This window comes from Bacillus sp. FDAARGOS_527 (genome assembly GCF_003812125.1).
In the GTDB taxonomy this organism is placed as follows: Bacteria; Bacillota; Bacilli; order Bacillales; family Bacillaceae_G; genus Bacillus_A; species Bacillus_A paranthracis.
This window is the reverse complement of record NZ_CP033795.1, coordinates 1,087,209-1,113,012: the sequence shown is the minus strand read 5'-3', so window position 1 is coordinate 1,113,012 and position 25,804 is coordinate 1,087,209. Positions and strand designations below refer to the sequence as shown.

Below are 25,804 nucleotides of genomic sequence, written 5' to 3'. Positions count from 1 at the left end.
CACCGGATTATTTCTTATATTTCTTCCCTAAATGCACATAATTTAACACCACTACAAAAAAGGAAGCTGTTTTTAAGTACAGCTTCCTTCTCGTTACATATTGTATTTCTTAATAAAATTTCACTACATCTTCAGTAGGCAAGAACGTTCTTTCTGCTGGTTGTTCGTTTGGTTCACCAAATGGCATTTGACCTACTAAGCTCCACTCTGCTGGAATATTCCAAGTTTCTTTCACTTCAGCATCTACGATTGGGTTGTAATGTTGTAATGACGCCCCAATTCCTTCAGCAGATAATAACATCCACACAGTATGTTGTAACATCGCATTTCCTTGATGAGACCAGAATGGGAACTGCTCTTTATATAATGGTGCGTTTTCTTGCATTTTTTCTACAGTTGCTTGATCTTCAAAGAATAGAACTGTTCCTACACCTGCATGAAAACCTTTTAGTCTTTCTACAGTCGCTTCAAAGTTTTCTGCTGGTACGCGGGCTCTTAATGTTTCTTTCACAATATCCCAAAACTTTTCATGCTCCCCATCCATTAATACAACCATACGACCACTTTGCATATTGAAAGATGTTGGGGCGTGTAAAGCTGTTTTTAGCACTTCTTCAATTCTTTCTTTCGTAATTGCATCATTTTTTGTTACTTTACGAATGGAACGGCGGTTCACGATTGCTTCTTTTAAGTTTGTTGTAGTTGCTGACATTTTAATTCCTCCAAATGTTTGTTTTATCATTTATTTTGTTATTTCATAACAAGCGAATTAGCAATATCCATCGGTATTACATTGCATACCTTCAAATGAATTTGTTTTATCCTTTTCAATTTCTTTATCAATGACCCTTTGTAGCGTTTCTTTACTAGCAAGCCCTTGAATGATTTCATCTCCAATCATGACAGTTGGAACAGCCATAATATTCGCTTCATCATGTGCGTGCTGAATTGCTTCTTGATGCTTTTCCTTATATTTACGAGTTACTAAAGCATCTTTAAATTCCGCCTCAGGAAGTCCTACTTCTACCGCTAATTTTGTTAACACATCAATATCTTCAATGTTTTGCTCTTCTTGGAAAAATGCTGTGAATACGCGGTGATGATACTCATTACCTAGTCCACGTTCTTTCGCAAATTGACATCCTTCGAAAGCTAAATGTGTATATGGATGTGGTGAAACACGTGGCAAGCGCATATCAATTCCTAACTTCTTCGCTGTCGGAAGAATGAAAGCATCCCATGAACCTAATTTTTCTGGTTCATTCCATGGATCTATTTTTGAATATGGACTTGGACGTAATTCAAATGGCATCCATTCAATCTCTACATCTTTCTCTTTCGCTACCTCATCTAATGGACCTTTTGCTAAAAAACAAAACGGACATATAAAATCTGAGTATACTTTCATTTTTACAGTCATAACTTTTACACCTTACCTTATCGTTGTAATCAAATTAGTTACATTAATGATAAAAAAATATAAATATTATTTAAGCATTCATTTTTTCTTGCAAAGTTTCAAACAACTGCCCCATCGTAATATTTCTCAAAACTTCTTCCATCGCGGATTGTGCTTGAATTAAAATAATTTCTAACACCGCTTGAATATTCGCCCCAATTGGACAATCTGGATTCGGTTGCTCGTGAATATGAAATAGCTTGTCTTCTTCGACTACGTTCACTGCATGATACACATCTAACAATGTGATTTCATGTAAATCCTTTAGTAATCCCGCGCCACCCGGTCCACGATTTACGTAAACAAAGCCAGCTTGTTTCAAGTACGACATGATTTTACGAATGACTACTGGATTTGTATTGACACTCTCAGCCATATAGTCTGAAGTACAAAGTGAAGATGGATTGTTTTTCAAAATAGATAAAATATGAACAGCTATGGAAAAGCGGCTACTAATTTTCATCGTAATCACCACCTCGATGTAATCATTATAGTTACAACTAAAAAATAAGTCAATCCTTTTCATAGATTTTTTATAAGTAAATTAAAAAGTGCCCCATTATGATATATGAGACACCCCTTTTTATTCTGCAAATAGCGCTTGAAATTCTTCAATAAATAGCTGTACAGCGATTGAAGAATCCTTTAATGAAGGAACAGCTAAAGCAATTTCTCTCCATACTTGCGGTTCCAACTCTCTCGTTTGCACATTCTGTGGTAAATTCGTTAAAGATAATTCAGCTAATATTGCAATACCTAGCCCTTCTTGAATCATATTTAAAGCGGTAGTAACGGTAGAAATTACATACTCAGCCCGAAGTGGTACGTTGGCTTGTTTAAACATATCAATGATGGGTGGTTCGTATCCGCCCTTACATAATATGATCGGTTCATTCTCCAAATCACGAATTGTAATAGAGTCCTTCTTACAAAGAGGATGATCCTCTCTTAAGATAGCAACCATTTTTCCCTTCGTTAATGGGACAATCTCCATCTCTTTATTAGGCAAAATAACAATTCCTATATCAACAACCCTCGATATTAACCAATCTTCAACTTCTTTAATTGTTCCTTCGCAAAGAACGACCTCTAAGCTCGGATACTTCTCCTTAAAATGGTTTATCATTTTCGGTAAGAAATGTGCAGAAGCACTCGGAAAACTCCCAATTCGAATCGTCCCCACTTCGTGTCCTTTCTCCATCGCAACTTCTTGTTCAATCTTCTCTACACCGTTCAAAATCTCTCTAATATGTACAAGAATTCTGTTTCCTACATCTGTAACGAGTAATCCTTGTCGTTTATCACGTATAAGAATCGTAACTCCTAACTCTGACTCAATACTTGAAATTGCATGACTTACAGCTGGCTGCGTCATATTTAACACCCTGGCAGCCTTCGTAAAACTACCTAACTCAATAGTTTTTATTAATACTTGCAGTTGTGTAATAGTCATAACTAATCACTTATACTCCTTATAAAAAAGATTCATTTTATTTATTACATTCGATATCATATCATAATGAAATGAATAACAACAAGGAGGTCTTACCGTGACACAGCTTTCTCGAACTAAGACGGCCATAATCCTTACCTTCCTCGTTTTTATGTGGGGAATCAATTGGCCTTTATCTAAGTTTGCCCTGCATTATACACCACCCGTTTTATTTGCAGGCGTTCGAACTTTAATTGGAGGATTCATTTTACTCCTTTTCGCTCTACCCAAATATAAAGAATTACATTTAAAAGAAACGTGGCATTTATACGTTATTTCTTCTTTACTTAACATCATTATATTTTACGGGTTACAAACTGTTGGTCTTCAATATATGCCTGCTGGGTTATTTTCCGCCATTGTATTTCTACAACCAGTTTTACTCGGTATTTTCTCGTGGATATGGCTTGAAGAATCAATGTACGGCTTGAAAATTTTCGGGCTTGTTCTCGGATTTATTGGTGTAGGTGTTATTAGCTCAAGCAGTTTAACAGGACATATTTCTGTTATTGGAATCCTTCTCGCGTTAGGATGCGCTATTGGCTGGGCACTTGGCACAGTATTCATTAAGAAGACTGGTCACCGTGTTAATGCCATTTGGATGGTAACAATTCAGCTTCTTATCGGTGGTCTTTGTTTAATCGGATTTGGCTCAGAATTTGAAAGTTGGTCTAGTATTGCTTGGAGTATGCCATTTGTTAGTGTACTACTCTTTATTTCATTCTTTGTTATTGCAATGGGGTGGCTTGCATACTTCACACTCGTTGGAGCTGGTGAAGCGAGTAAAGTAGGGGCTTATACATTTCTCATTCCTCTAATCGCTATTATTGTAAGTTCAATTTTCTTACATGAAGCCATTACTATTAGCTTATTTATCGGACTATTATTTATTGTAGTGAGCATTTGTTTTGTAAATATAAAGCCGAAAACACTTGCTGTAAGGCAGCAGGTTGAAGTGAAATAAATATGAGAAAGAGCCTACTATTTGTAGGCTCTTTTTTATATCTTATTTTTTACGACGCACTACAAAAACACACGCACCTACCGAAGATACAATTGCCAAAATAGATAAAACAATCGCTATCAATTGCATATTACTAGTACCTTCATTCTTTTCTACATTAGATACTTCACCATGTTCTCCTGTTAATGACGTACCTTTTGCAATTGTAGTAAGTGAATGCGGTTTTTCAGCTTTCTCATCGCCTGTCCATTCAACAATTTCTCCGTCTTTATATTGTTGATATGCATCCCAAGCTATTTTTTGTTCTTTATCCGGATTTTTAGCGACGAAAGTAAATCGCTGGAACTGACCGGGTAAAATCCCTTCTCCTATTGCTTCCCATACTACAGTTTTCACTTTTCCGGCATTATCTTTTTGCTCTTCCATTTTCCATCCTGGCACTGGTTCATACTGTTGGAATTCCACACCAGACGGTATTTTCAGTGTAACTTTTGTTGTTGCTACATTCTTTTCAACTGGTACTTTTATCGTGTAAGTCTCCCAAGAGCCGATGTCAGAAGTTGCTGGCTTCACAGTGACGTGTGCACTAACAGGTAACGAAAAAATTCCCATTGCAATTACTGTTGCGATCATTGTTGTTCCTAATTTTTTTATGCGTTTCATTTTCAATTAGCTCCTTTTTATCTATACCTACTCTTTATCCCGCTATTCGCCGGGCAGCCCAATTGATGAGGGCTGCTTAAAGTTTCACTTTATCTGCCACCTACAATAAATTTATAATCCGTATCGAAGCTATCAAGCGATTTCGTTAATCCATGTACTTGTATATTCCAGTTGCCTGTCATGTTAATATACATACCTTCTGCTTCATATTCTCCCGGTGAAACTGCCGAAACTTTAAATGATCCTTTTCCCATATTCATATCTAACGATTGAGTCGTTAATATAATTTGTTCCATATCAGTAACAGGTTGTCCGTTCTCATCCTTTAAAGTAATATGGAATATATTTTGTCCTACTCTATTAGGACTTACATTTAGCGTCATTTCATATCCATTATCTAATTGTTTACTCTCTGTAAAAGGTCCAGTAGGAGGCATCGGTGGTGTTTGTACATTTGTCATAAAAGCTACGATTACGAAAATGATAATTCCAATGATAAACTCTACTTTTACCGTAGCACCTAATCCTTGCTCCGCTCTCATTTTCCCTTTCACATAATGAATAATTCCCAATATCCCCATGAAAACGAATAAAAGTATCTTTGCTAGTAAAGCTAATCCATACTTCGTATCAAATAACGAGTGGATTGTTGGAATAAAAAATGTACTGTTAAAAAGACCAGTTATTAAAATCACAATGACAGCGCATGTTGCCCACGGTGAAAAACGCTTAATCATATCCCAATACATATTCCATTTGTTATCCTCTTTACGTAACAGAAGAATAATAGACGATAAACCACCAATCCATAATGAAGCTGCGAATAAATGTAAAAAATTCATAACAACAGCAATATCTTTAAACTTTAAACCATATGCGTGACTATTACATGCTTTCATAACAAGTATTCCAATAAACAACACTATTGGAATACTCCATACTTTAAAAGACGATAGCTTCTCACGCCTCATCGCAAAATACGTAACGATTATAAGCGAACTAATTAGAGCCATTTGAGTAATCCAAACATAACTAAAAACAGAAAGCTGTAACGTTTCTTTTAATAGTAAAGGATTGAATGCTTCTAGCCATGAAACATCAGCATTTATTTTCGCTTGCAGTGGTAGATTGAATAACAAGCTAATAAATATCCCTAATAAGGAAATCCATATTATGTTCTTACTCCTTGATCGAACCGAGGTTGCATTCCCTTTATACATAATAAGATTAAAGAATAGCACTCCTATAAATAGTGAGAAACTTGTATATAAAATTCCACGTTCCATGATCATATCAATTTGCGGAACATATCCCATCTCTTCTACTTGTATATCATCTGCTCCAGCTTCCGCTAATCCAATACGGAATGGAATAACTCCTTGAATTGGATGTCCATCAGCTGAAATCACTTTCCACTGAATAGAGTAGAGACCATTTTTAAGATTCTCTTTCAATCCAGCTTCTAATAGTTTTTTATTTTTTTTATCAATATGAGCATCTTTTAAATCGACCCTTTTACCTGATGTATCTCTCACGTACAATGTATTAAAACTTGAGATTTGTATGTCCTCATCGAACTCGATTTTCACAACAGACGGTGCTTTCTTCAATGTTTCATTTTCAGTAGGGTTTGATTTCACAACGTATGCATGAGCAGATGCACTTTTCGGTATCAATATGATAAGCACACATACAATGAATAACAATGTCCCTAACCTTTTCATTACTTTCACACTCATTTCACTTCTTTCTTCCTCATCGCTATATTTTCATTATTTTTACTTCCCGAGTTGGATTCTCGGACTAAATATTAACCTGATTAAATATAATCTTCTATACAGTATAACTATTTATTTCTCTCTCACCTCTAAGCTTCTAATACAATAGTAACTACCTTCATAGATACAACTTACATTTTTAAAGTCGATTGTTATTATATCATAAAATATATTTATGTAAGTTCCTGAAGAGGAAAAGTTATCGTGAATCATTTGTGAAGAAAGTGTGAAATGCATAAATAAAAAAGGTATTACGTTATTACGTAACACCTTCTTAAAAATATCCTTCTTCTATTTCTCTTCCGGATAATCACAATACTCTATGATTGTTCCCTCTGTATCCGCTGGATTAAGATAGATTAATCTTCTGCCGTGTTTATTCATTCGAAGCGTATGCTCTAACGTTCGAATGTCTTGTTCTTTCAATTCCTCTAAAGCTACATCTAAATCATCTACTCGATATGCAACGTGATGAACACCTTTACCTTTTTGTTTTATAAATCGGGCAATTGGTGAAGTGGTGTTATTTGTCGGCGCAAGCAATTCAATTCTATCTCCATCCACTTCAAGAATGGCTACTTCACTTTCAACACCAGGCGCTTCACTTACGTAACGATCTATTAAAGTTCCTGACAACACTTTTTCATAAAAACGTATCGTACTATCTATATCTCGAACTGCGATGCCGATATGATCAATTGTTTTTTTCATTTTATTTCCCCTACTACTTTATTTTCTTTCATTATTAATAGTAACAAAAAAAGCTATAGAAACAAGTTCTATAACTTTTTTATTTAACCTATTTTCTTATTCGTATTTGCTGCTGGTTGAATTTGATTTTTTAATTTTAAAACGCTAATGCCATATCCGATACATCCACCGATAATCGCTGGGAAGATCCAGCCTAATCCTACTTCCTGCATCGGAAGGAATTTAGTGAACACTTGGGTTACTACTTCAACGTTAACTCCAGCTGCACTTAATCCATCGAATAAGCTGATAATAAATGTTACAGTTAAGCTCACTTGATAAACTTCAGCTCTTCCTTTGAATAATGAATGGAAGAATGTTAAGAAAATCAATACGATTGCTAGTGGATAAATTGCTGTTAATACTGGAACAGAAACTGCAATTAATTGTGTTAATCCTACATTTGCAACAATTGCACTAAATATACATAGCGTGATTGCAATTGTTTTGTAAGGAACATTTGGGAATAACTTATGGAAGAATGAAGAACATGCTGATACAAGTCCCACACTAGTTGTTAAACAAGCTACTGTAATCATTAACCCTAATAATACTCCGCCATATGATCCAAAATAGTAGTTAGAAACTTTCGCTAATACTTCTCCGCCGTTCTCTAAATGTCCAAGCTTTGCAACACTTGAAGCACCCATATAAGAAAGTGCTGTATAGATAATTGCTAAAATAGATGCTGCAATGATTGTTGCTTTTGCACAAACGACCATAATTTGTGTTTTCGTTTTTGCACCTTTTTCTTTAATTGCATTAATGATGATGATTCCGAATACGAATGATGCAAGCGTGTCCATCGTTAAGTATCCTTCTTGGAACCCTTTAAAGAATGCATGTGATGTATAAGCTTCAACTGGTGCTTGCATTTCTCCAATCGGATGAATAAAAGCAACGATTACTAAAATACCGATGAAAGTTAACTTAATTGGCGTTAAGATTTTTCCAACAATATCGACAATTTTCGCAGGATTTAGCGAAAAAAAACAAGTGATGCTAAAGAATACAATTGTGAAAAGAATTAAAGGTGTAGAACCTAATCCCTCTGGCATAAACGGTTTAAGACCAATTTCATAAGAAACATTTCCTGTTCTTGGTATTGCAAATAACGGGCCAATCGCCAAGTATAAAACTGTTGTAAACACAATCCCGAACACTGGGTGAGCACGACTTGCTAATGACTGTAAATCATCTTTACCCGAAAAACCAAATGCTAGTACACCTAGTAATGGTAATCCAACACCTGTTACTAAAAATCCAGCGTTAGCAATCCATACATTTTCTCCTGCCGATTGACCAAGCATTGCCGGAAAAATTAAATTTCCTGCTCCAAAAAATAGTGCAAATAACATTAATCCAATAACTACTATGAACGAAAACGGTACTTTATTCGCCATAATATAACCCCCATTCAAATTTCCTTATCTCATTTTCCAATTTTAACTAATTGAATTTTCTGAACATTTAATTTAAGTATCAACTATTCTTGAACTCATTATAGTTTGCTATATAATATTTTGCAATACTATTTTCAAACTTTTCTTTTATTTTATAAATATACATTTTTTAACATGAAAAATAGACTAAAAAACCAACATGGTCATCCATGTTGGTTTTTCCATTTTACTATCAATTAATTAAAATTTCGCCGCTACTTTCTTAACGTTCTCTAGACCTTCTTCAACAATTTGTTGTGAGCGATCTGGATATTGGTTGTGCCCTTCAATTACAACAGTCTCTGGATTTGTAATGCCCCAGAATCCAAGTACAGTTGTTACGTAATTAACTGCCATTTCCATAGGAGCCATTTGTTCTGAAGAGTAATCTGAACCACGAGCACCTAACACAACTACTTTCTTACCACCAGCTAAACCTTCTGGGCCATTAGCTGTATATTTAAACGTTTTTCCAGCTTGAGATAAGTATGAAATATATGTGATTAATGGTGCTGGTACTGTAAAGTTCCATAATGGGAACGCAAATACAACTTTATCAGCTTCTAAAAACTGATTTAAATATTGATCTACTGTAGCAACTGCCTTCTCTTCTTCAGCTGTTAACTCCATACCTTGGCTACGTTTGTATCCACCTGAAATAGCAATATTTCCGTAATAAGGAAGATCTAATGCAAATAAATCTAACTCTGTAATTTCTGTATTCGGATTTGCTTCTTTATAAGTACTTACAAATGTTTCATACATTTTTGAACTAACTGCTTGCTCCGCTGGACGATCGTTTGCTTTTACAAATAATACTTTTGACATTTTTTTATTCCCCTCTACTTTTGTATTTTCTTCTTTTTTACCAAATAACGAGCTAAATAATCCCATTTTCTTCACCTAAACTTTCTTATCATATTCATTATTCAACATCATAAAAATTCTTATTCTAATAAAAAGTTCCAATTGATACCTTAAGGAAAGTTAATTAAAACTTTTTGTTATTTAATTACCTTATGTAAGTGATTGTAATATAGTCACTTACTTTAGTCAAGTAACTTTTAATAAAAAAATAAGTCTCGAATTAAAAATATTAACTAAAATACAATTGAACACCAAATTACAGCCTTATTACTTGTATAATAAAATTAGAGAGGAAAATTCATATTTAGAAAGGATTCATTCATGAGCACGATAGAAAAGATTCAAACTTTTATTATTCTTTTTGCTGTTACATGCGGCATCATACTTGGACAATTTAATGTTATACATATGTATTCAGACAAATTTATTGTTCCCTTTTTATTTTTCATGCTATATGGATTATTCCTCAGCATCCCATTAAAAGAAATAAAAAACGGATTTCGTAATTTAAAATTTGCTGGAACAAGTCTTACTATTAACTTCTTATGGACACCTTTACTCGCTTGGGGATTAGGGGCACTATTTCTTTCAGATCACCCTGCGCTTTGGGTTGGATTTATTATGTTAATGGTTACTCCATGTACAGATTGGTACTTAATCTTTACTGAAATAGCGAAAGGAAATGTAGCACTTTCTACTGCGATTTTACCTGTAAATTTAATTTTGCAAGTACTACTACTTCCCATTTATTTATTTTTATTCGCTGGTATTATGAAGACTGTAGCGGTTTCTGTTTTAGTAGAAAGTATTGTTATCGTAATCGTCTTACCATTTTTACTTGCACACGCTACAAAATTCATTATGAATAAACTGAAAAAAGCTGAAACGCTCGAGAATAAACTCATTCCGTTTTTCAGCTCTGCCCAAATTGTATTTTTAAGTTTAGCAATCGTAGCAATGTTTGCATCACAAGGTAAATATTTACTACAAAATATGAATGTCGTTTTATTATTACTCATTCCTGTTCTATTGTTCTTCATCATTAATTTTGTACTAGGACAATTTATCGGGCACGTTATGCGCTTATCTTATAAAGATACAGTAAGTCTAAACTTAACAACGTTAGCAAGAAACTCACCTGTTGCTCTTGCTATTGCTGTGACTGCTTTCCCTGACGAGCCTCTTATTGCACTTGCACTCGTTATTGGACCGTTAATTGAACTGCCAGTACTTGCTTGTGTTTCACAGGTGTTGTTACTTATTAAGAAGAAGCAGCAATATACATAATAAAAAACGTCCTGCTATAGGACGTTTTTTATTGTCGAGAAATTATATAATGAACGATCATTATCGGCTCTAAGCATTTTATACGTTATAGAAGAATTAATTTGTCGTTACATTAACAGTTCCTTTCTAATTAAAAATTAAAGGAAACGTAAATATAACGAAAGCTGCCCAAAGTCCGTAAATTGGCAAATACTTCGTAACGGCATCTTGGATAGCTGTCAGTCCTGATTTGTTTTGCAAGAAACGCATATAGGAAAACATAATCCAAATTAAATTTGCCCAGATCAGTATGTTTACCCCTAAAACAGCAAGTCTATTAGGTGTAATCCCGTAAGAAGAAAGTCTGAATACGATAGCTGACAAAGCCACAGTGTCAATAATAAGCGCCAGAACAATTAAGGAAAAATTTATATAATCTGAAATGTTCTTTTTCTCGTCTGAGTCACTCTCAACGATAGAAAATATGGTAACGGCCAATACGCCAAGAAGTATTCCGTTGAAGGCCATTAAGAAATTGCGGTCCAAGAACGGATTTTTCCCGACCCATATAACCGTTATAAGATAGATTAGCAACGTAATCAAGACGAGAGGACTAAAAATTTTAGATATGTATGGTGTAATATTTTTAGCAAGTTTAAGATTCATTGATACTAAATATGCAGCCACAATAGCAAGAGCAGCAGCACCAAATAACACAACATTACTAAAATAGAATTCTCCTATATCCAAGTCAACAAAGCTAAATAAACGCATGGTGAATACTGCTAGAATCATTCCGCTAACTGCCATGCTGGCGTAGAGAAGGGCATATTCCAAATTAAATTTAATATAAGCTAATCTTGTACTGCCTTTTGAATATTCATTTCCTGTAAACGCAAGTCCTACCAAGATCCATAAAAATATAGGAAGATGTAAATAAGCAAGGATAATACTGTCTTTATAATTTAATGGCAACGTATTAAGATATATCCCGGAAATTAGGAACAACGCTATAAGGGAATAAATAATACTTTTTTTCGGCGTATTATGGTAGACAAAATAAGCGACAATAAAGGGAATTACACCAAAAGCTAGGTTAATTGGAGCAATTGCTTCTTGTTCGACAAAGTAGAAAATGATTCTGGTGCTTATCCCGGCCAGAATAGCTAACATGCCCATGAATAAGAAACCTTTTTGAAACAGTGATATTTTTTCTGCATTTGTCTTTCCCTTGAAATGCAACCTTTCATACCAGGCGGCTAGCACCTGAGAATCAGAGTTTTCATCCCATGCTTGTGAGAATGACTTTTTAAAAGCTTTCGGGTCTTTTCTATACATTCTCTCCAACTCATGAGGGTTATCCATATTTTCGATAATCAAATTTTGATTGTTCATAGTTTTACCTCCTCTAATAAAAAACAGCTTTGTTACCTTTCTATAAAAAGCATCTCACTGATTTATTATGATAATGATTTTAATACAAAATTTATCGTTTTACAATAAATAATTATCAATTATAAAGATTTTTTTATTGTATATTTTATTTCAAACAAAAATATATAGTACTACTTATTCAAAAAAAATATCCTATAGAATAGACTTTTTTAAGCGTCTATTCTATAGGATATAATTTAATTATCATATTTTTATTTGTTAAAACAACTTAATTCTCAAATACAAAATTAATCTTATTATCTTTCCACTCTAATTTCGCATCAAATGTTTTCTCGCCCTTTTTAAAGCCTTTAATTAAATCGGTCTTTTCACCTTTTAATAGCTTTGTCATATTCTTTTGCGAAATTGTTTTACTTAATATCTTCTTCGAGATGGTAAAGTCACATTGTGTCGTGTTGTAATTAGAACAGCCGTAAAACGTTGACTTATCAATCACATCGCCATCACATTTTTTACAGCTACCAACCTTTTTACCTGTTGTAAATTTCGATCCTTTTCGCTCAATCGATTCAACATGCAATCCAGTAAAGTCCCATTTCTCTGACATTTCCACTGCATCTTCAATAATTTTAGCTGATAGCTTTTTCGTTTGTTCCATAAATGTAGCTGGTGAAGCCGTGCCTTCACCAATTTCTGCAAGGCGCTGCTCCCATTTCGCTGTCATTTCTGGTGAAGCTAGTATTTTGTCACCGATTGCGGTAATTAATACTTTCCCTTTATCGGTCGCATACACTTGGTTCTTCTTCACATCTATATATTTACGGTCTTTCAGCATCGTAATAATTCCAGCGCGAGTTGCTTCTGTGCCTAAACCTTCTGTTTTCTTTAATACTTTCTCCAGCTCTTCATTCTCTAAATACTTACCAGCTGTTTTCATTAACGTAATAAGTTGTCCTTCTGTATAACGCTTCGGTGGTTGTGTTTTTCCCTCTTTCACTTTCACTTTTACAACTTTTCCTTCTTCACCTTCAGCTACAATTGGAAGAATGGTTTCGTCATCTTTATCGTCTTGGAAAATAACTTTACGCCAGCCTTCTTGAATTTGCTGTTTTCCTTTTGAAATGAATTCAGCACGTTCATCTACAAGCGTTACAATCGTTGTATAGTCAAAGATTGCAACTTCATAGTGAGCTGCTATAAGTCTTCTAACAATCATATCGTAAATTTTCTTTTCATCACCTGATAGTCTGCTTGGATTTGTAACTTGCTCTGTCGGAATAATGGCGTAGTGATCTGTTACTTTCTTTTCATTCACATAACGCTTATTATTCATAATCGATTCAACCGGAGCTGGTAATAAACCTTTATATTCATCAAACTGACTTAACTTCTGTAAAATATCAGGGAACGTTGCTGCCTCTCCTTGGGTAACATAGTTGGAATCCGAACGAGGATAAGAAACAATCCCTTTTTGATATAGTGCTTGCGTTATATCAAGCGTCTTTTTCGGTGAAAACTTAAAGGCTTTATTTGCCGTTGCTTGCAGTGATGATAAGTTAAATAAAAGCGGCGGCTGAAATTCTTTACGCTCCGTTTTCATTTCCTTCACTACTGCCGGTTTACCTTGGCAAAATGCCGCAATTTTATTCGCCATATCAGGGTCTTTTAAGCGGGATTCACTATCCTTCTCCCATTTCCCCTCATACTTCTTTCCTTCTATATTAAAGGTTGCGAACACTTCCCAGAACGGCTCTGACTTAAAGTTTTCTATTTCCTTTTCACGCTTTACGATTAACGCGAGTGTCGGTGTTTGTACACGACCAGCTGAAAATACATCATTCATTCCTTTTTTCTTTAACAAAATACTAAACACACGTGATGCATTCATACCAACAACCCAATCAGCACAAGATCTTGTGTATGCTTCATAATACGTATTAATCGTGTCTGATTCATCAAGCAAGTTTTTAAATCCTTGATAAATAGCTTGTTTCGTTAAAGATGAAATCCAAAGACGTTTCATCGGCTTTTGCACGTTGCAAAGGTTAATAATATTTCGTACAATCAATTCCCCTTCACGCCCAGCATCGCCCGCATGAATAATTTCTGTTACCTGAGGATTATGTAACAGCTGTTTCACAACGTTAAATTGTTTATACTTCGACTTTGTTACTTCAAATTGAAATCGTTCAGGAATCATCGGTAACGTATCAAGTGACCATTTTTTCCACTCTGCGTGATAATGTTCTGGATTACATAACTGCGTCAAATGACCAATTGCCCATGTACAGTACGCTCCATTTGGAAATAACTCATTCGCTTCTACTTCTAAATATCCATCTTTCCGGCGATATTTAAACTGTGAAACAAGAGCCAAACCTTGATCTGGTTTCTCGGCAATAATTAATTTCATTTTATAACTCCCTATCTGTATTCCACTGTTACTTTCATTGTCTATCTGTTTAGAAGCGATGATAAAACAACAATCTTATTTATCATTCGCGGGTTATCCCGAGTAATGGGATAACTATAATATTATACGCTTATTCTTTATTGCTTCACAATAGAAACTCATTATATAACACTTTCTTTCACATGTTCACACGTAAAAAAAGACGTAAAAAAATCAAAACGCCACCTTGCTTTCATTTATGAAATTGTGCAGATAATATGCAGATATAAATTATCATAAGTACACATATGATGAAATGAACGATAGGACAAGGAGGTATCATAATGTTTGCTTATACGTTAACTACCTTAACACTTTGCTGTACCTCAATTCTTATTGCATCCAATATTTCTAAACGTAAGGGTACCCTAATGGAGTATATGGTATTTATTATGTCTTTTAGTATGAGTATCGGTTTAAGTATTGGTTTTTACTTAGGCATTCTCTTTAAGGGGGAATTACTATATTCTACTTTACTTGCTATTTTAATTAGTGGTTGTATCGGCTTTTTAGTTGGTCTACGTTTTCATCTATATACTGCTTTAGAAGGAATGTTCTCTGGGGTAATGGCAAGTATGATGGGAGCAATGATTACAGAAATGCTAAATGCGCAACAAGCTCATAGTATACTGTTTATCAGCCTTTTATTTACTATAACGATTACTATGTCATTTATAATTCAAATTTTATCAGAAAGGTTTTCTACTGTGATCCACCGATGCTTTTTATTATTGCTTTCAATTAGTATTGTAATCATTGTTTCGGTATTCATAACATTCCCCGATTTTACTCCTTCAACTTCACACGAGTATGAACAACATATGCACTAACACTTAAAACAAAATTATTAAATCAGAAACCTTAGAAGAAGCGATACTTTTAGGTATGCAAGAGGATTTCTCTGTAACAAATGTATTAGCAGTTCTCCTATTTATTAGGGCTTTATTTCTTAAGAAACAATAACACTGTGATTATTAAATTAGAAAAAGGTAACCAAAATCCTCTTCACAAAAAAACGTATGATTTTGTATAATAAGAACTAATGTTCCTTTCGGGGATTCACTAAACCTAAATTACACTTATATATCAAATAGAAGAGGATTGATATACCATGAAAATTGATAGACCCAAAATTTCACCAGAGTTATCTTCAAAAAATTTTCAAGATATTTTTTATGAAGAAGATCCTACACTAGAAATGTGTGAAATTATCGATTCCACTTTCGAAAATGAATCTGTGGATAGAGTACGATTATATGATGCTGTGATAAAGAATTGTAAGTTCACGAATACAGACTTTAGCAATATTGATATTACAGATGTTTGTTTTGAAAACTGTGATTTATCAAATGTTAATTTAAGCAATTCTTCTGTTCACAGAGTCGAATTTAAAAACAGTAAATTAATCGGGGTTAATTTTGCAGAATCTAGCTTAGGAAATGTTAAATTTGAGAATTCTATTTTGAACTTAGCTGCATTTGGAAATTCTAAACTAGAAAAGATTGTATTTAATGAAACTTCATTAAATAGTGCAGATTTTTTTGACTGTAAACTAAAAAAAGTTGAATTCCAATTATGTAGCCTTGACGAAGCTAATTTTGACCAGACATCACTGAAGGGGATCGATATTAGCTCTTCTAATTTTAATACTCTGACAGTTTCAGTGAGCGATTTAAGGGGATGTAAAGTATCTACATATCAAGCTGTTCAGTTTGCGACTTTATTAGGATTAATAATTAAAGATTAGTATTTCGAAGATAAAAAGAACCCTATCCCGAATCATGGATTTTTTAATTGTCCACGATTCGAGATAAAGTTCAAATAAATTAGTGATGACTTTCTTATTATTTAACTACAGCTTGTTTTCCTTTGACATGTTCATTATTTACACTCATAAACGCTTCAATCTCTTCCACTTCTCTAATGATATCTTTTGACAAGTTTTCGTATCCGTCTTTCGTTACAAGAATATCATCTTCAATACGAATTCCAATCGATTCTTCTTCAATATAAAGACCAGGTTCAATTGTAATAACCATGCCTTCTTCTAATACTCTATCTTTGTATGTCCCTACATCATGCGTATCTAAACCAAGGAAATGGCTGACACCATGATAATAGTATTTTGATAACTCTTCATCTTCTTGAATTAAACCAACTGCTTTGCACCCTTCTGCGAGTACTTTTTTAGCGTGTTCATTTAATGCAGCGAACTTTAAGCCTGGCTTAATAATCTCTGTTGTTTCTTTTAATGCTTTTAATACAATATTATAAATTTGTTTTTGGCGACTAGAGAATGTTCCATTTGCCGGGAATGTATAACTAATATCAGCGTTATAGTAGTCTTTTTGAGCACCTAAATCTAGTAATACTAAGTCACCATTTTGAATTTGTGCATCATTATCTTCATAATGAAGAACTGTAGCATTTTTCCCACTCGCCAAAATTGTATTGAACGCATGATGCTTAATGCCAGATGACTTCAGTGTGAAATCAAACTGGGCTTCTAATTCATATTCCATCATGTTTGCTTTTGCATGCTTAAGTACGTTGTAAATACCGTCTTTCGTTACAGCAATCGCTTCTTTCATAATTTCAATTTCTTCTTCTGTTTTAAACACTCGTAATTCACAAATATTTGGATATACATTACTAATTGTTACGTGCGGGTATTGTTCTCTTACATGTTTAGCAAACGCTAATGTTTTTGTCTCTGTACCATTCCACTCACGACGCTCTAAATCTAAAAATAGATGCTTCACATTTTCTGTAAAAAATATATTTGACATTGTCTTTTCAAAGCTATCTAAATATACAACTTTCTTTATACCTGAAATTTTCTCTGCCTCTTCGCTAGAAACTGTTTTACCGACCCACTTTTCCATTACTGGATCTGACTTTTCAATGAATAGTGTTTCTTCAACACTCTTTCCAATTTTCTTCAACATGAAAATAACATTTGGTTCATCGATTCCTGTTACATAATAAAAATTCCGATTCGGCACAAACTTATAATGTGCATCCGCTGACATATGAGGTGCTTGTCCAGCAAATAAAATTGTAATTGATTCATCTGGTAATGTGTTTACTAATCGTTCTCTATTTTGAGCAAAAAATGTTGATTTCATAATAATCCCCCTAGCGTTCTATGTATGATTAAAAAAATAATTATCTAATCAATTCATTTTATTATTGTTACAATTTTTCGTCAATTTTTAACCTTTTTAGATGGTGTTGACATAATTAAAATTACACGTTATGATAACTATACATTAGTAAGTAACTAATGTAATTAAATCTAACTAGAGGTGAAACAAATGAAAAACATTTTGTTCCGTATTAACGAATTATCAAAAAAAGAAAAAGTATCTGGATTAACAGTTGATGAAAAACAAGAACAACAAATGTTGCGTCAAAACTATACACAAACATTTCGTGGAAGCTTAGATTCCATTTTATTAAACACAAAAATTGTTGATCAAAATGGTCTTAACGTTACGCCAGCGGCATTACAAGATGCTCAAATACGTTTAAAATTAAGCAAATGAGTTCCGCGTTAAAGAATTTTAATAAAACATAAAAAGAGCTGGATTTCCTATATAGAAATTCCAGCTCTTTTTATTGTTTTTTCTAATTTAGCATAGGAACGATACATAGCAATTCTCCACGATACAATCATCGCAAAAGCGAGTAAGAAAAACATTCCACTTAACTCTGCTAAGTCAATCGATTGACTTAAATACGATTTCATTACTACTCGCACTGCTAATAATCCAACTAAAATAAATATGAATGCTTTTGACGGTTTCATATATATATGTTCATTTCTTATTTCAAACTTCGTTGTTTTAATAAGAAATATAGAGAAAATAAGTCCTATACTAATCGCCTCTACTATTTCTAACGATGTTAATCGAAACGCTGGTAAGAAGTACATCATTGCGCCAGTACTCATAAAAATTGGCGGCAATATTATTTTCTTTTTCGTTACCGGCTTTTTCGCTGCTTTAAAGCGAAGAAACATTACCCCAACAGCCATACAAACTGCTACAATACTTGATAAAAGTGCTATCATACTTTCCACTCCTATCTATTTAAATGACTTTTTGAGCAAAATCATAAATTAATAAGTAACTACAAGCACCATTATAGAATTTCTTCATTATATCCCTCCTGCTGTAAACTTTCCATATTCGCTGCAATCATTTTACGCAAAGTTTATGAACGGAATATGAACAAAATATTACATTCAATTTTCAAACAAAAAAGCCATTTTGCAATTAATATTGCAAAATGGCTTTTAACTTATTTTAAATCGTCATTTGTAAAAGCACCTGGAAGTAATTGCTCAACAGTTACTTCTTTTTCATCGCCTTTTACATTCGTTAATAATACAGGCATTTTCGGATCACAGAATTCAGCGATTACTTGTCTACAAGCACCACACGGTGAAATCGGTCCGTCCGTTTCTCCTGTAATAACTAAGTAACTAAAGTCGCGCTCACCTTCTGATACTGCTTTAAAGATCGCTGTTCTTTCTGCGCAGTTACATAAACCATAAGAAGCATTTTCTATATTACAACCAGTATAGATTTTACCTTCTTTCGTAACTAACGCTGCACCAACAGGAAATTTTGAATACGGAATATATGCTTTTTCTAACATCTTATTTGCTTCTTCAATATATTTTTTCTTATCCATATTATTTCCCCCTCAAAGTAAGTGTAATGATGATTAGTCAGTAATAACTGTATGCACTAATTTAGGAGCCTCTGCTGTTTCAGCGATAGAAATGTTCTCATAAATTTTAGCTTTTACATCTTCTACATTTTCGCGATTTGCATAGATTGTTACGAATGGCTCGCCTTCTTTTACTGCATCGCCCACTTTTTTACGTAACATTAGTCCTACCGCTAAATCAATTTCGTCTTCTTTCGTTGCACGGCCAGCACCAAGTAGCATAGCTGCGATACCGATTTCATCTGCAACAATGTTAGAAATAACACCTGAAGTTTTTGCAGGTACATCAATTACATACTTCGCTTGTGGCATTTTTTCTGGATTGTCTACAATTGAGCTATCTCCGCCTTGATTGCTTAAGAACTCTTTAAACTTCTCAGTTGCTTTTCCGTTCTTCATCACTTCAATTAACATTTCACGAGCTTCTTCTAATGTATTTGCTTTTTTCGCAAGTACGACCATCTGACTTCCTAATACGAGTACTAATTCTGTTAAATCTTCTGGACCTTCACCTTTTAACGTATCAATCGCTTCTTTCACTTCTAGAGCGTTACCAATTGCAAAACCAAGTGGTTGTGACATATCTGAAATAACAGCCATCGTTTGACGTCCTACATTATTTCCGATACGTACCATTGCATGTGCTAATTCTTTTGCATCTTCTTCTGTTTTCATAAATGCGCCAGCACCTGTTTTCACATCAAGTACGATTGCGTCAGCACCAGCTGCAATTTTTTTACTCATAATTGAACTTGCGATTAAAGGAATTGAGTTAACCGTTCCTGTTACATCGCGTAATGCATAAATCTTTTTGTCTGCAGGTGTTAAGTTTCCTGTTTGCCCAATAACAGCTACTTTGTCACGGTTTACAATATCAATGAACTGCTCTTTCGTAATTTCAACGTGGAATCCTTCTACCGCTTCTAATTTATCAATTGTTCCGCCCGTATGTCCTAAACCACGACCAGACATTTTTGCTACTGGTACATCTAAAGCAGCTACTAATGGTCCTAGTACTAATGTTGTTGTATCACCAACACCGCCAGTTGAATGTTTGTCTACTTTAATTCCTTCAATTGCTGATAAGTCGATTGTTTCTCCGGACTCCACCATTGCCATCGTTAAATCTGCACGTTCGCGATCTGTCATATCTTTAAAGAAGATTGCCATTGCAAGTGCACTTACTTGATAATCAGGAATACTTCCGTCTGTATATCCATTAATAAAGAATTTGATTTCTTCAGTCGTTAATTCTTTACCGTCACGTTTTTTCGCAATAATATCTACCATTCTCATTACAATCACCATTCCTTTTTATATGATATGAATCTATTAAAATAATAAGCCTACGATTGTTGCTGATAAGAAACTTACTAATGTTGCACCGAAAAGTAATTTCAAACCAAATCTTGCGACTACATTCCCTTGCTTTTCATTTAAGCTCTTAACCGCTCCTGCAATAATTCCAATTGAAGAGAAGTTTGCAAATGAAACTAAGAATACAGATATAATCGCTGTCGTTCTATCTGAGAAATTAAAGTTTCCTTGTGCTAAATCTGTCATAGCGACAAATTCATTCGATACTAATTTTGTTGCCATAATATTTCCGGCATTAACTGCTTCATGCCAAGGTACACCCATAATAAATGCAAATGGTGCAAATGCATAACCGAGAATTTCTTGGAATGAAATACCGATTACACCTTTAAATACTGCATTAATGAATGCGATAAGAGCAACGAAACCAATTAACATAGCTGCTACTGTAATCGCAACTTTAAATCCATCAATAATGTATTCCCCTAATACTTCAAAGAAAGTCTTTTTTTCTTCTTCTTGTACTTCTAACATATCTTCTTCATCAGTAACTTCATAAGGATTAATAATAGAAGCAATAATAAAGCCCCCGAATAAGTTAAGCACTAAAGCGGTTACAACATATTGCGGTTTTAATAACACCATATACGATCCAACGATAGACATGGAAACGGTAGACATTGCAGATGCACATAATGTGTACATTCTTTTCTCTGGCAATAATCCTAATTGTTTCTTAACTGAAATAAACACTTCAGATTGTCCTAAAATCGCAGAAGCAACAGCGTTATATGATTCTAGTTTCCCCATTCCATTTACTTTACTTAATGCTAGACCGATAGATTTCACAATAATAGGTAACACTTTAATATGTTGCAAAATACCGATTAAAGCTGATATAAATACGATTGGCATTAATACACTTAAAAAGAATGAAAACTCTTTTTGATTTACTAATCCACCAAATACGAAATTTACACCGTCAGCGGCATATTTTAATAGCTCTCCAAAACCATCTGCTATTCCGCTAATTAATATATTCCCTACACTTGTATTTAATAATAGAAACCCCAAAATGAATTGTAATATAACCATCGTTATGATTGGACGATATTTGACTTTCTTTCTATCATTACTAGCAAGCCAAGCGATACCTAAAATCAATACGAGGCCAAAAACACCGATTAAGTATTTCATAAGCCGTCTCCTCCCGTGTTCGTATCCGCTTACATTTCTTTCAATTGTTAAAGCAATAGATACACTTTACTTTGTGTATCTATTGCCCTTGACTTCACTAATGATTAGTAGTTATCTGTAGCATCTTTTGCATCATTTAATACGATTGCAACACTAGCACTTGCTCCAATACGAGAAGCTCCAGCAGCTACCATTTTGTCTGCATCTTCACGTGTACGAACACCACCAGATGCTTTTACACCAACGTTTGGTCCTACTGTTTTACGCATTAATGCGATATCTTCAGCAGTTGCTCCGCCAGTTGAGAATCCAGTTGAAGTTTTTACGAAGTCAGCACCAGCTTTTACTGATAATTCACAAGCGCGTACTTTCTCTTCATCTGTTAATAGACAAGTTTCAATGATTACTTTTACAAGAGCTTTTCCTTTTGCTGCTTGTACTACTTCATAAATGTCTTTTTCAACAAGTTCGTCGTCGCCATCTTTTAAAGCGCCTACGTTGATTACCATGTCAACTTCAGTTGCACCTTTTGCGATAGCATCTTTTGTTTCAAATGCTTTTGTTTCAGTCGTACTTGCTCCTAATGGGAAACCAATTACAGTACAAACATCTACATCATGTCCAGCTAGTTCTTCAGCAGCTAGCTTTACCCATGTTGGGTTAATACAAACAGAAGCGAATTTATATTCCTTTGCTTCTTCGATTACTTTCATAACATCTTCTTTTGTAGCATTAGCTTTTAAAATTGTATGGTCAATTAACTTTGCAATATTCATTATCTTCACTCCTCATATCTTTTAACAACTTCATTCTAACTCTTAGTTGAACAAATGTAAATATACTTTTGAAATTTTGTTCATTCTTTTTAAAAAGGAATTTCCTTCTAGTAAATAAAGCGCATTCTAACTAAGAAATACTTCATATATAAATTCAAATTTTTTATATTAACAATGGTAGTATGTATCTCAATATCCATAATTATTTTAAAAAAGGCAATTTGTATTCAAAAATAATCCCATAATTCATACATAACAAAATAAAAGGCTTTCTCAAAATGAATATCTTGAGAAAGCCTTTTATTTCTAATCTTCTTTTTGATAATGTAACAATTCTTTCGCCGTATGCTGATCGATAATTAATACATTTGCATATCCGCCACGTAACGCACCATCAATTGCTTTTATTTTTCTATTACCACCTGCAACTAAAATAGAGCGTTTCTTTAATTTTAGTTCTTCTAACTCAATTCCGATGGTTCGCTTATTAATTTCTTCACTACTAATATTTCCGTCTCCATCAAAGAAACGTGAACAAATGTCACCGACCGATTGTTTTTTGAGTAAACTCGTTTCATCCTTATCGAAATAACCTAATCGGAATAATAGCGCCTCGTCTCGCACTGTTCCTACAGTGAAAATTGCAATATTCGCTTGTTTCCCCATTTCAATAATGTGATGAATATGTCGATCCTGCTCTACTAATTCTTTTGTCACTGCATTATCAAATATAACTGGAAGAGGTAGATTTCTTGGCGTCGTTTGAAAAGCATCTGCAAATAATGCAATGGTTTCATTTGCATATGTATTTACACTCGAATGGCTAATACCACCTTTTAGCTGGACAACTTCTACACCTTTTACATGTTGTGGTACGATTTTTCTAGCGATTTCATACATCGTCATTCCCCAGCTTACACCAACGATATCACCGTTTTTAACCGTCTTTTCCATATACTCAGCTGCATATTTACTTATATACTCTGTAATCGTTGCATATTCTGGCACTGGGGAAAATACAACATGTGCTTCTAACAAGTTATATTTTTCTTTCAGTAAATTACCGACATTATCTAAATCAGCAAATGGATCGGCTATGCTAATTTGAACAAATCCTTTTTCTTTCGCGTACTTTAATAGTCTAGAAATTGTCGGTCTTGAAATATTTAATTTGTTAGCAATTTCTTGCTGACTATAATCTGATTGATAATATAATCTTGCAACTTCTACACTTAATTGTTGTTTATCTTTATCCATAGTAACTCGCTACATATCCTTTCCTGTATTTCCTTTTCGTTACAAGCATTATACAGCTTTATGCAAGAAATTTCGACTACTGAATTTTATCTAACTGAACATCCACTACACTTACTGCATGAAATAAAACATTATTGTGTAGATTTACTAACTCAATATAGTTACGCGTGAAACATGTAAATCCATTATCATTTAATTCACGCATTTTCTGCAATAACGATAACAGGACCGCTCAAAAACGCACGGTAGAATCAAGTTATTTAACATAGAAAAGTTGTATATGAGGCCCAGGATATCAAAAACTGCTTTTCTCATACTTATGGAATTTCCATTCGCGTTTTCTGTAAGGGTTAGTAAAGAGACCATTTTTTGTCCTTTTTTCTTAATTCCATACGTAACATGCATTAAATCTTCAGTTTGAAGTGAAAAATTAAAACAAGATTTACCTGTTTTAGTGAAATTTAATTTTTGTTAGACAGCTAAGAAAAGATGAGCTGATTTCTTGTTATGAGAGCGTCTTAAAATTTTCGCTTGATGGACAATGGGGTATTAGCACATATTAAAAAGCCCATTTCTTTTTAGGAAATAGGCTTTTCTTAGGAATTATAATTATCGTTTTTTAAAAGGGGAATGAACCTTTTACTAGATTCCTCCACCTGGTTCAGTCATATGTTGTACAACAGGTGCTTTTTCTGATATATTTTGATGAATTTCAGGGTTATTTAATCCAATAGATAATACAGTGACAGTTACTAGACTTATGACGAAAACCTTAATCTTTTTCATCTTAAATACCCCTTTTCCTTTATTGAAATTTTAGCTTCATAACTCATACGATAATACTCTGAAGCCTTATCCTTCATTCCTACGTTATAACACTCATTAGCTAAAAGTTCAGAATAATTTTGAATTTCTTTTGAAATATTTTGTTCCTTAAAATAAGCTATAGCTTCCAAAACAACAAACTCTAATTTTTCAATAGAAACCTTATTAACTAAAGCACTCAAGATATTATAACGGTGGTGGTATTCTTCCGTACAATCTTTTAGCCCTTCATCAATAAAGAATTTTGCCTTTTCATAATTCCCTAATTTATAGTGAACTTCCGCTAAGGTATGTATACCTTTTTTCTGGTACGGTAATCGCGGGGAACTGAATTTTTCATATACATCTTCTAAATGCCTTAGAGAGATTTCCCACAATTGTTGATTCGAATAAAAAACAGCTAAATTATAACGAACTGTTAGGGCTGCTTTCAATTCCTTTTCATCCTCTAATATACTTAAGGCAGATATTAAATATTCTTCCGCCATATCATGCTGATCAAGTGTAATAAGAGACATTCCTATTGTGTTTTTACACGCTCCAACTTTCGCATGAAACGTATGTAATTCTTTATCTTCTGCGAAATAATCAAGGGCATTAGATGTATATTTCACCGCTAAAGTAGGTTGCGACAAATAGTAATGATATAAACCTACTCTATATTGAAACTCTGCATTTTCTAATTCATCATTAAGTATTGGAAGCATTTTTTCCGCAAGCCTCAAATGATGTTCTGCCCTTGGATACTGCCCCATTTCTGTTTTATAGATGAATTTAAAGAAGTGATAATAGTATTGTAATCTTGAATCAGGTTGCTCTTGAAGATGTGAAAGACTTTCTAGATCATTTTCAAAATTACCGATTAACATTTGAAAACGCCAATTAAATAAGGTGTAATAATCTAAAAGATTGTCACATTCTTTCATACTATCAAGTTTTTCGTCTATAACTTGTTTCAACATAATAGTTTTTTCAGTATGTTGAGAAACCATTTGATGATACCATTCTTGTAATAATGCATACCCTGTATGTGTGAAATCTCTTATTTCCATCGCCCGTCACCCTCTCTTTAGCTATTACTTGCATATTATTTAAATATTAACACAATTATTTTGAATGCATGCAATTTTGAGGTTGAGAAATATTTTAGGATCAAACTATATA

25 protein-coding genes are annotated in these 25,804 nt (G+C 33.8%); 5 read left to right on the top strand and 20 right to left on the bottom strand.

Translation table 11 applies throughout. The annotated features are described in order from the left end of the window. Positions 1–109 precede the first annotated feature (109 nt). From EGX95_RS08080 to EGX95_RS08065, 4 genes are all read right to left on the bottom strand, one after another. Positions 110–712: a nitroreductase family protein gene (locus tag EGX95_RS08080; RefSeq protein ID WP_001277028.1), complete on the bottom strand. Its 603-nt coding sequence runs from the start codon at positions 710–712 to the stop codon at positions 110–112. Positions 713–769: 57 nt separating this feature from the next. After that, positions 770–1,420 (bottom strand): DsbA family oxidoreductase, encoded by a 651-nt coding sequence (locus EGX95_RS08075; RefSeq protein WP_000216669.1) that lies wholly within the window; start codon positions 1,418–1,420, stop codon positions 770–772. Between the two features lie 70 nt (positions 1,421–1,490). Continuing rightward, positions 1,491–1,922: an Rrf2 family transcriptional regulator gene (locus EGX95_RS08070; protein WP_000704073.1), complete on the bottom strand. Its 432-nt coding sequence runs from the start codon at positions 1,920–1,922 to the stop codon at positions 1,491–1,493. A 120-nt stretch (positions 1,923–2,042) separates the two neighbouring features. Continuing rightward, positions 2,043–2,912, bottom strand: coding sequence for a LysR family transcriptional regulator (locus EGX95_RS08065; protein ID WP_000156743.1), 870 nt, complete (start codon positions 2,910–2,912; stop codon positions 2,043–2,045). A 97-nt stretch (positions 2,913–3,009) separates the two neighbouring features. Here EGX95_RS08065 and EGX95_RS08060 point away from each other — a divergent pair, with 97 nt between their 5' ends. After that, positions 3,010–3,915, top strand: a complete 906-nt coding sequence (locus tag EGX95_RS08060; RefSeq protein ID WP_000192810.1) for a DMT family transporter — start codon at positions 3,010–3,012, stop codon at positions 3,913–3,915. Between the two features lie 42 nt (positions 3,916–3,957). On the opposite strand, the gene EGX95_RS08055 is transcribed toward EGX95_RS08060, so the two are convergent. From EGX95_RS08055 to EGX95_RS08030, 5 genes are all read right to left on the bottom strand, one after another. Next, on the bottom strand, positions 3,958–4,578 hold the full coding sequence (locus EGX95_RS08055) for a YcnI family copper-binding membrane protein (RefSeq protein ID WP_000821407.1): 621 nt from the start codon (positions 4,576–4,578) through the stop codon (positions 3,958–3,960). An 89-nt stretch (positions 4,579–4,667) separates the two neighbouring features. Continuing rightward, entirely contained in the window at positions 4,668–6,317 is a 1,650-nt protein-coding gene (locus tag EGX95_RS08050; protein ID WP_000114296.1) for a copper resistance CopC/CopD family protein, read from the bottom strand. A gap of 330 nt (positions 6,318–6,647) precedes the next feature. Beyond that, positions 6,648–7,067, bottom strand: coding sequence for a VOC family protein (locus EGX95_RS08040; protein WP_000750837.1), 420 nt, complete (start codon positions 7,065–7,067; stop codon positions 6,648–6,650). Between the two features lie 83 nt (positions 7,068–7,150). Continuing rightward, a complete protein-coding gene (gene brnQ / locus EGX95_RS08035) occupies positions 7,151–8,509 on the bottom strand; it encodes a branched-chain amino acid transport system II carrier protein (protein WP_001284775.1) in 1,359 nt (452 codons plus the stop codon). Positions 8,510–8,749: 240 nt separating this feature from the next. Next, entirely contained in the window at positions 8,750–9,442 is a 693-nt protein-coding gene (locus EGX95_RS08030; protein ID WP_000522519.1) for an FMN-dependent NADH-azoreductase, read from the bottom strand. Positions 9,443–9,736: 294 nt separating this feature from the next. On the opposite strand from EGX95_RS08030, the gene EGX95_RS08025 reads away from it, so the two are divergent. Further along, entirely contained in the window at positions 9,737–10,702 is a 966-nt protein-coding gene (locus EGX95_RS08025; RefSeq protein WP_000103775.1) for an arsenic resistance protein, read from the top strand. A 126-nt stretch (positions 10,703–10,828) separates the two neighbouring features. Here the strand turns inward: EGX95_RS08025 and EGX95_RS08020 are convergent, their stop codons facing one another. Continuing rightward, positions 10,829–12,076, bottom strand: coding sequence for a DUF4153 domain-containing protein (locus EGX95_RS08020; RefSeq protein ID WP_001064724.1), 1,248 nt, complete (start codon positions 12,074–12,076; stop codon positions 10,829–10,831). Positions 12,077–12,344: 268 nt separating this feature from the next. Then, positions 12,345–14,489, bottom strand: coding sequence for a DNA topoisomerase III (gene topB, locus EGX95_RS08015; protein WP_000766744.1), 2,145 nt, complete (start codon positions 14,487–14,489; stop codon positions 12,345–12,347). 323 nt (positions 14,490–14,812) lie between these two features. Here topB and EGX95_RS08010 point away from each other — a divergent pair, with 323 nt between their 5' ends. Both EGX95_RS08010 and EGX95_RS08005 read left to right on the top strand, forming a co-directional pair. Continuing rightward, a complete protein-coding gene (locus EGX95_RS08010) occupies positions 14,813–15,358 on the top strand; it encodes a hypothetical protein (RefSeq protein ID WP_000458529.1) in 546 nt (181 codons plus the stop codon). Positions 15,359–15,639: 281 nt separating this feature from the next. Beyond that, a complete protein-coding gene (locus EGX95_RS08005) occupies positions 15,640–16,275 on the top strand; it encodes a pentapeptide repeat-containing protein (protein WP_000687263.1) in 636 nt (211 codons plus the stop codon). Positions 16,276–16,372: 97 nt separating this feature from the next. Here EGX95_RS08005 and EGX95_RS08000 read toward each other — a convergent pair whose 3' ends face one another. Beyond that, a complete protein-coding gene (locus EGX95_RS08000; RefSeq protein WP_000843006.1) occupies positions 16,373–17,656 on the bottom strand; it encodes an aminopeptidase P family protein in 1,284 nt (427 codons plus the stop codon). 189 nt (positions 17,657–17,845) lie between these two features. Here EGX95_RS08000 and EGX95_RS07995 point away from each other — a divergent pair, with 189 nt between their 5' ends. Next, positions 17,846–18,076 carry a DUF896 domain-containing protein gene (locus tag EGX95_RS07995; RefSeq protein WP_000789788.1) on the top strand — a complete coding sequence of 77 codons (231 nt, stop codon included), beginning with the start codon at positions 17,846–17,848 and terminating at the stop codon, positions 18,074–18,076. A gap of 47 nt (positions 18,077–18,123) precedes the next feature. Here EGX95_RS07995 and EGX95_RS07990 read toward each other — a convergent pair whose 3' ends face one another. From EGX95_RS07990 to EGX95_RS07955, 8 genes are all read right to left on the bottom strand, one after another. Further along, positions 18,124–18,603, bottom strand: coding sequence for a CcdC family protein (locus tag EGX95_RS07990; protein ID WP_000561054.1), 480 nt, complete (start codon positions 18,601–18,603; stop codon positions 18,124–18,126). 230 nt (positions 18,604–18,833) lie between these two features. Further along, positions 18,834–19,229, bottom strand: coding sequence for a cytidine deaminase (locus EGX95_RS07985; protein ID WP_000358525.1), 396 nt, complete (start codon positions 19,227–19,229; stop codon positions 18,834–18,836). Between the two features lie 33 nt (positions 19,230–19,262). Beyond that, positions 19,263–20,564, bottom strand: coding sequence for a pyrimidine-nucleoside phosphorylase (locus EGX95_RS07980; protein WP_002081390.1), 1,302 nt, complete (start codon positions 20,562–20,564; stop codon positions 19,263–19,265). 36 nt (positions 20,565–20,600) lie between these two features. After that, complete coding sequence (locus EGX95_RS07975) at positions 20,601–21,782, bottom strand: NupC/NupG family nucleoside CNT transporter (RefSeq protein ID WP_000876184.1); 1,182 nt, start codon at positions 21,780–21,782, stop codon at positions 20,601–20,603. A 104-nt stretch (positions 21,783–21,886) separates the two neighbouring features. Continuing rightward, positions 21,887–22,558: a deoxyribose-phosphate aldolase gene (gene deoC, locus EGX95_RS07970; protein ID WP_001017430.1), complete on the bottom strand. Its 672-nt coding sequence runs from the start codon at positions 22,556–22,558 to the stop codon at positions 21,887–21,889. Positions 22,559–22,864: 306 nt separating this feature from the next. Then, the gene (locus EGX95_RS07965) at positions 22,865–23,815 is read right to left on the bottom strand and encodes a DNA-binding transcriptional repressor DeoR (RefSeq protein WP_000356563.1); all 951 of its coding nucleotides are present in this window, start codon (positions 23,813–23,815) and stop codon (positions 22,865–22,867) included. Between the two features lie 642 nt (positions 23,816–24,457). Then, a complete protein-coding gene (locus EGX95_RS07960; RefSeq protein WP_000721513.1) occupies positions 24,458–24,601 on the bottom strand; it encodes a Phr family secreted Rap phosphatase inhibitor in 144 nt (47 codons plus the stop codon). Then, on the bottom strand, positions 24,598–25,692 hold the full coding sequence (locus tag EGX95_RS07955) for a response regulator aspartate phosphatase (RefSeq protein ID WP_000405634.1): 1,095 nt from the start codon (positions 25,690–25,692) through the stop codon (positions 24,598–24,600). The genes EGX95_RS07960 and EGX95_RS07955 overlap by 4 nt, the downstream gene beginning before the upstream one ends. Between the last annotated feature and the right edge of the window lie 112 nt (positions 25,693–25,804).

Coding starts and splice junctions, on each gene's coding strand:
- EGX95_RS08075 (WP_000216669.1), bottom strand. CDS start 1,420: ATGACTGTAAAAATGAAAGTATACTCAGATTTTATATGTCCGTTTTGT.
- EGX95_RS08065 (WP_000156743.1), bottom strand. CDS start 2,912: ATGACTATTACACAACTGCAAGTATTAATAAAAACTATTGAGTTAGGT.
- EGX95_RS07980 (WP_002081390.1), bottom strand. CDS start 20,564: ATGAGAATGGTAGATATTATTGCGAAAAAACGTGACGGTAAAGAATTA.
- EGX95_RS08020 (WP_001064724.1), bottom strand. CDS start 12,076: ATGAACAATCAAAATTTGATTATCGAAAATATGGATAACCCTCATGAG.
- EGX95_RS08070 (WP_000704073.1), bottom strand. CDS start 1,922: ATGAAAATTAGTAGCCGCTTTTCCATAGCTGTTCATATTTTATCTATT.
- deoC (WP_001017430.1), bottom strand. CDS start 22,558: ATGAATATTGCAAAGTTAATTGACCATACAATTTTAAAAGCTAATGCT.
- topB (WP_000766744.1), bottom strand. CDS start 14,489: ATGAAATTAATTATTGCCGAGAAACCAGATCAAGGTTTGGCTCTTGTT.
- EGX95_RS08005 (WP_000687263.1), top strand. CDS start 15,640: ATGAAAATTGATAGACCCAAAATTTCACCAGAGTTATCTTCAAAAAAT.
- EGX95_RS07995 (WP_000789788.1), top strand. CDS start 17,846: ATGAAAAACATTTTGTTCCGTATTAACGAATTATCAAAAAAAGAAAAA.
- EGX95_RS08080 (WP_001277028.1), bottom strand. CDS start 712: ATGTCAGCAACTACAACAAACTTAAAAGAAGCAATCGTGAACCGCCGT.
- EGX95_RS08025 (WP_000103775.1), top strand. CDS start 9,737: ATGAGCACGATAGAAAAGATTCAAACTTTTATTATTCTTTTTGCTGTT.
- EGX95_RS07965 (WP_000356563.1), bottom strand. CDS start 23,815: ATGGATAAAGATAAACAACAATTAAGTGTAGAAGTTGCAAGATTATAT.
- EGX95_RS07955 (WP_000405634.1), bottom strand. CDS start 25,692: ATGGAAATAAGAGATTTCACACATACAGGGTATGCATTATTACAAGAA.
- EGX95_RS08050 (WP_000114296.1), bottom strand. CDS start 6,317: ATGAGTGTGAAAGTAATGAAAAGGTTAGGGACATTGTTATTCATTGTA.
- EGX95_RS07985 (WP_000358525.1), bottom strand. CDS start 19,229: ATGGATAAGAAAAAATATATTGAAGAAGCAAATAAGATGTTAGAAAAA.
- EGX95_RS08030 (WP_000522519.1), bottom strand. CDS start 9,442: ATGGGATTATTTAGCTCGTTATTTGGTAAAAAAGAAGAAAATACAAAA.
- EGX95_RS08000 (WP_000843006.1), bottom strand. CDS start 17,656: ATGAAATCAACATTTTTTGCTCAAAATAGAGAACGATTAGTAAACACA.
- EGX95_RS07975 (WP_000876184.1), bottom strand. CDS start 21,782: ATGAAATACTTAATCGGTGTTTTTGGCCTCGTATTGATTTTAGGTATC.
- EGX95_RS08040 (WP_000750837.1), bottom strand. CDS start 7,067: ATGAAAAAAACAATTGATCATATCGGCATCGCAGTTCGAGATATAGAT.
- EGX95_RS08010 (WP_000458529.1), top strand. CDS start 14,813: ATGTTTGCTTATACGTTAACTACCTTAACACTTTGCTGTACCTCAATT.
- EGX95_RS08055 (WP_000821407.1), bottom strand. CDS start 4,578: ATGAAACGCATAAAAAAATTAGGAACAACAATGATCGCAACAGTAATT.
- EGX95_RS07990 (WP_000561054.1), bottom strand. CDS start 18,603: ATGATAGCACTTTTATCAAGTATTGTAGCAGTTTGTATGGCTGTTGGG.
- brnQ (WP_001284775.1), bottom strand. CDS start 8,509: ATGGCGAATAAAGTACCGTTTTCGTTCATAGTAGTTATTGGATTAATG.
- EGX95_RS07960 (WP_000721513.1), bottom strand. CDS start 24,601: ATGAAAAAGATTAAGGTTTTCGTCATAAGTCTAGTAACTGTCACTGTA.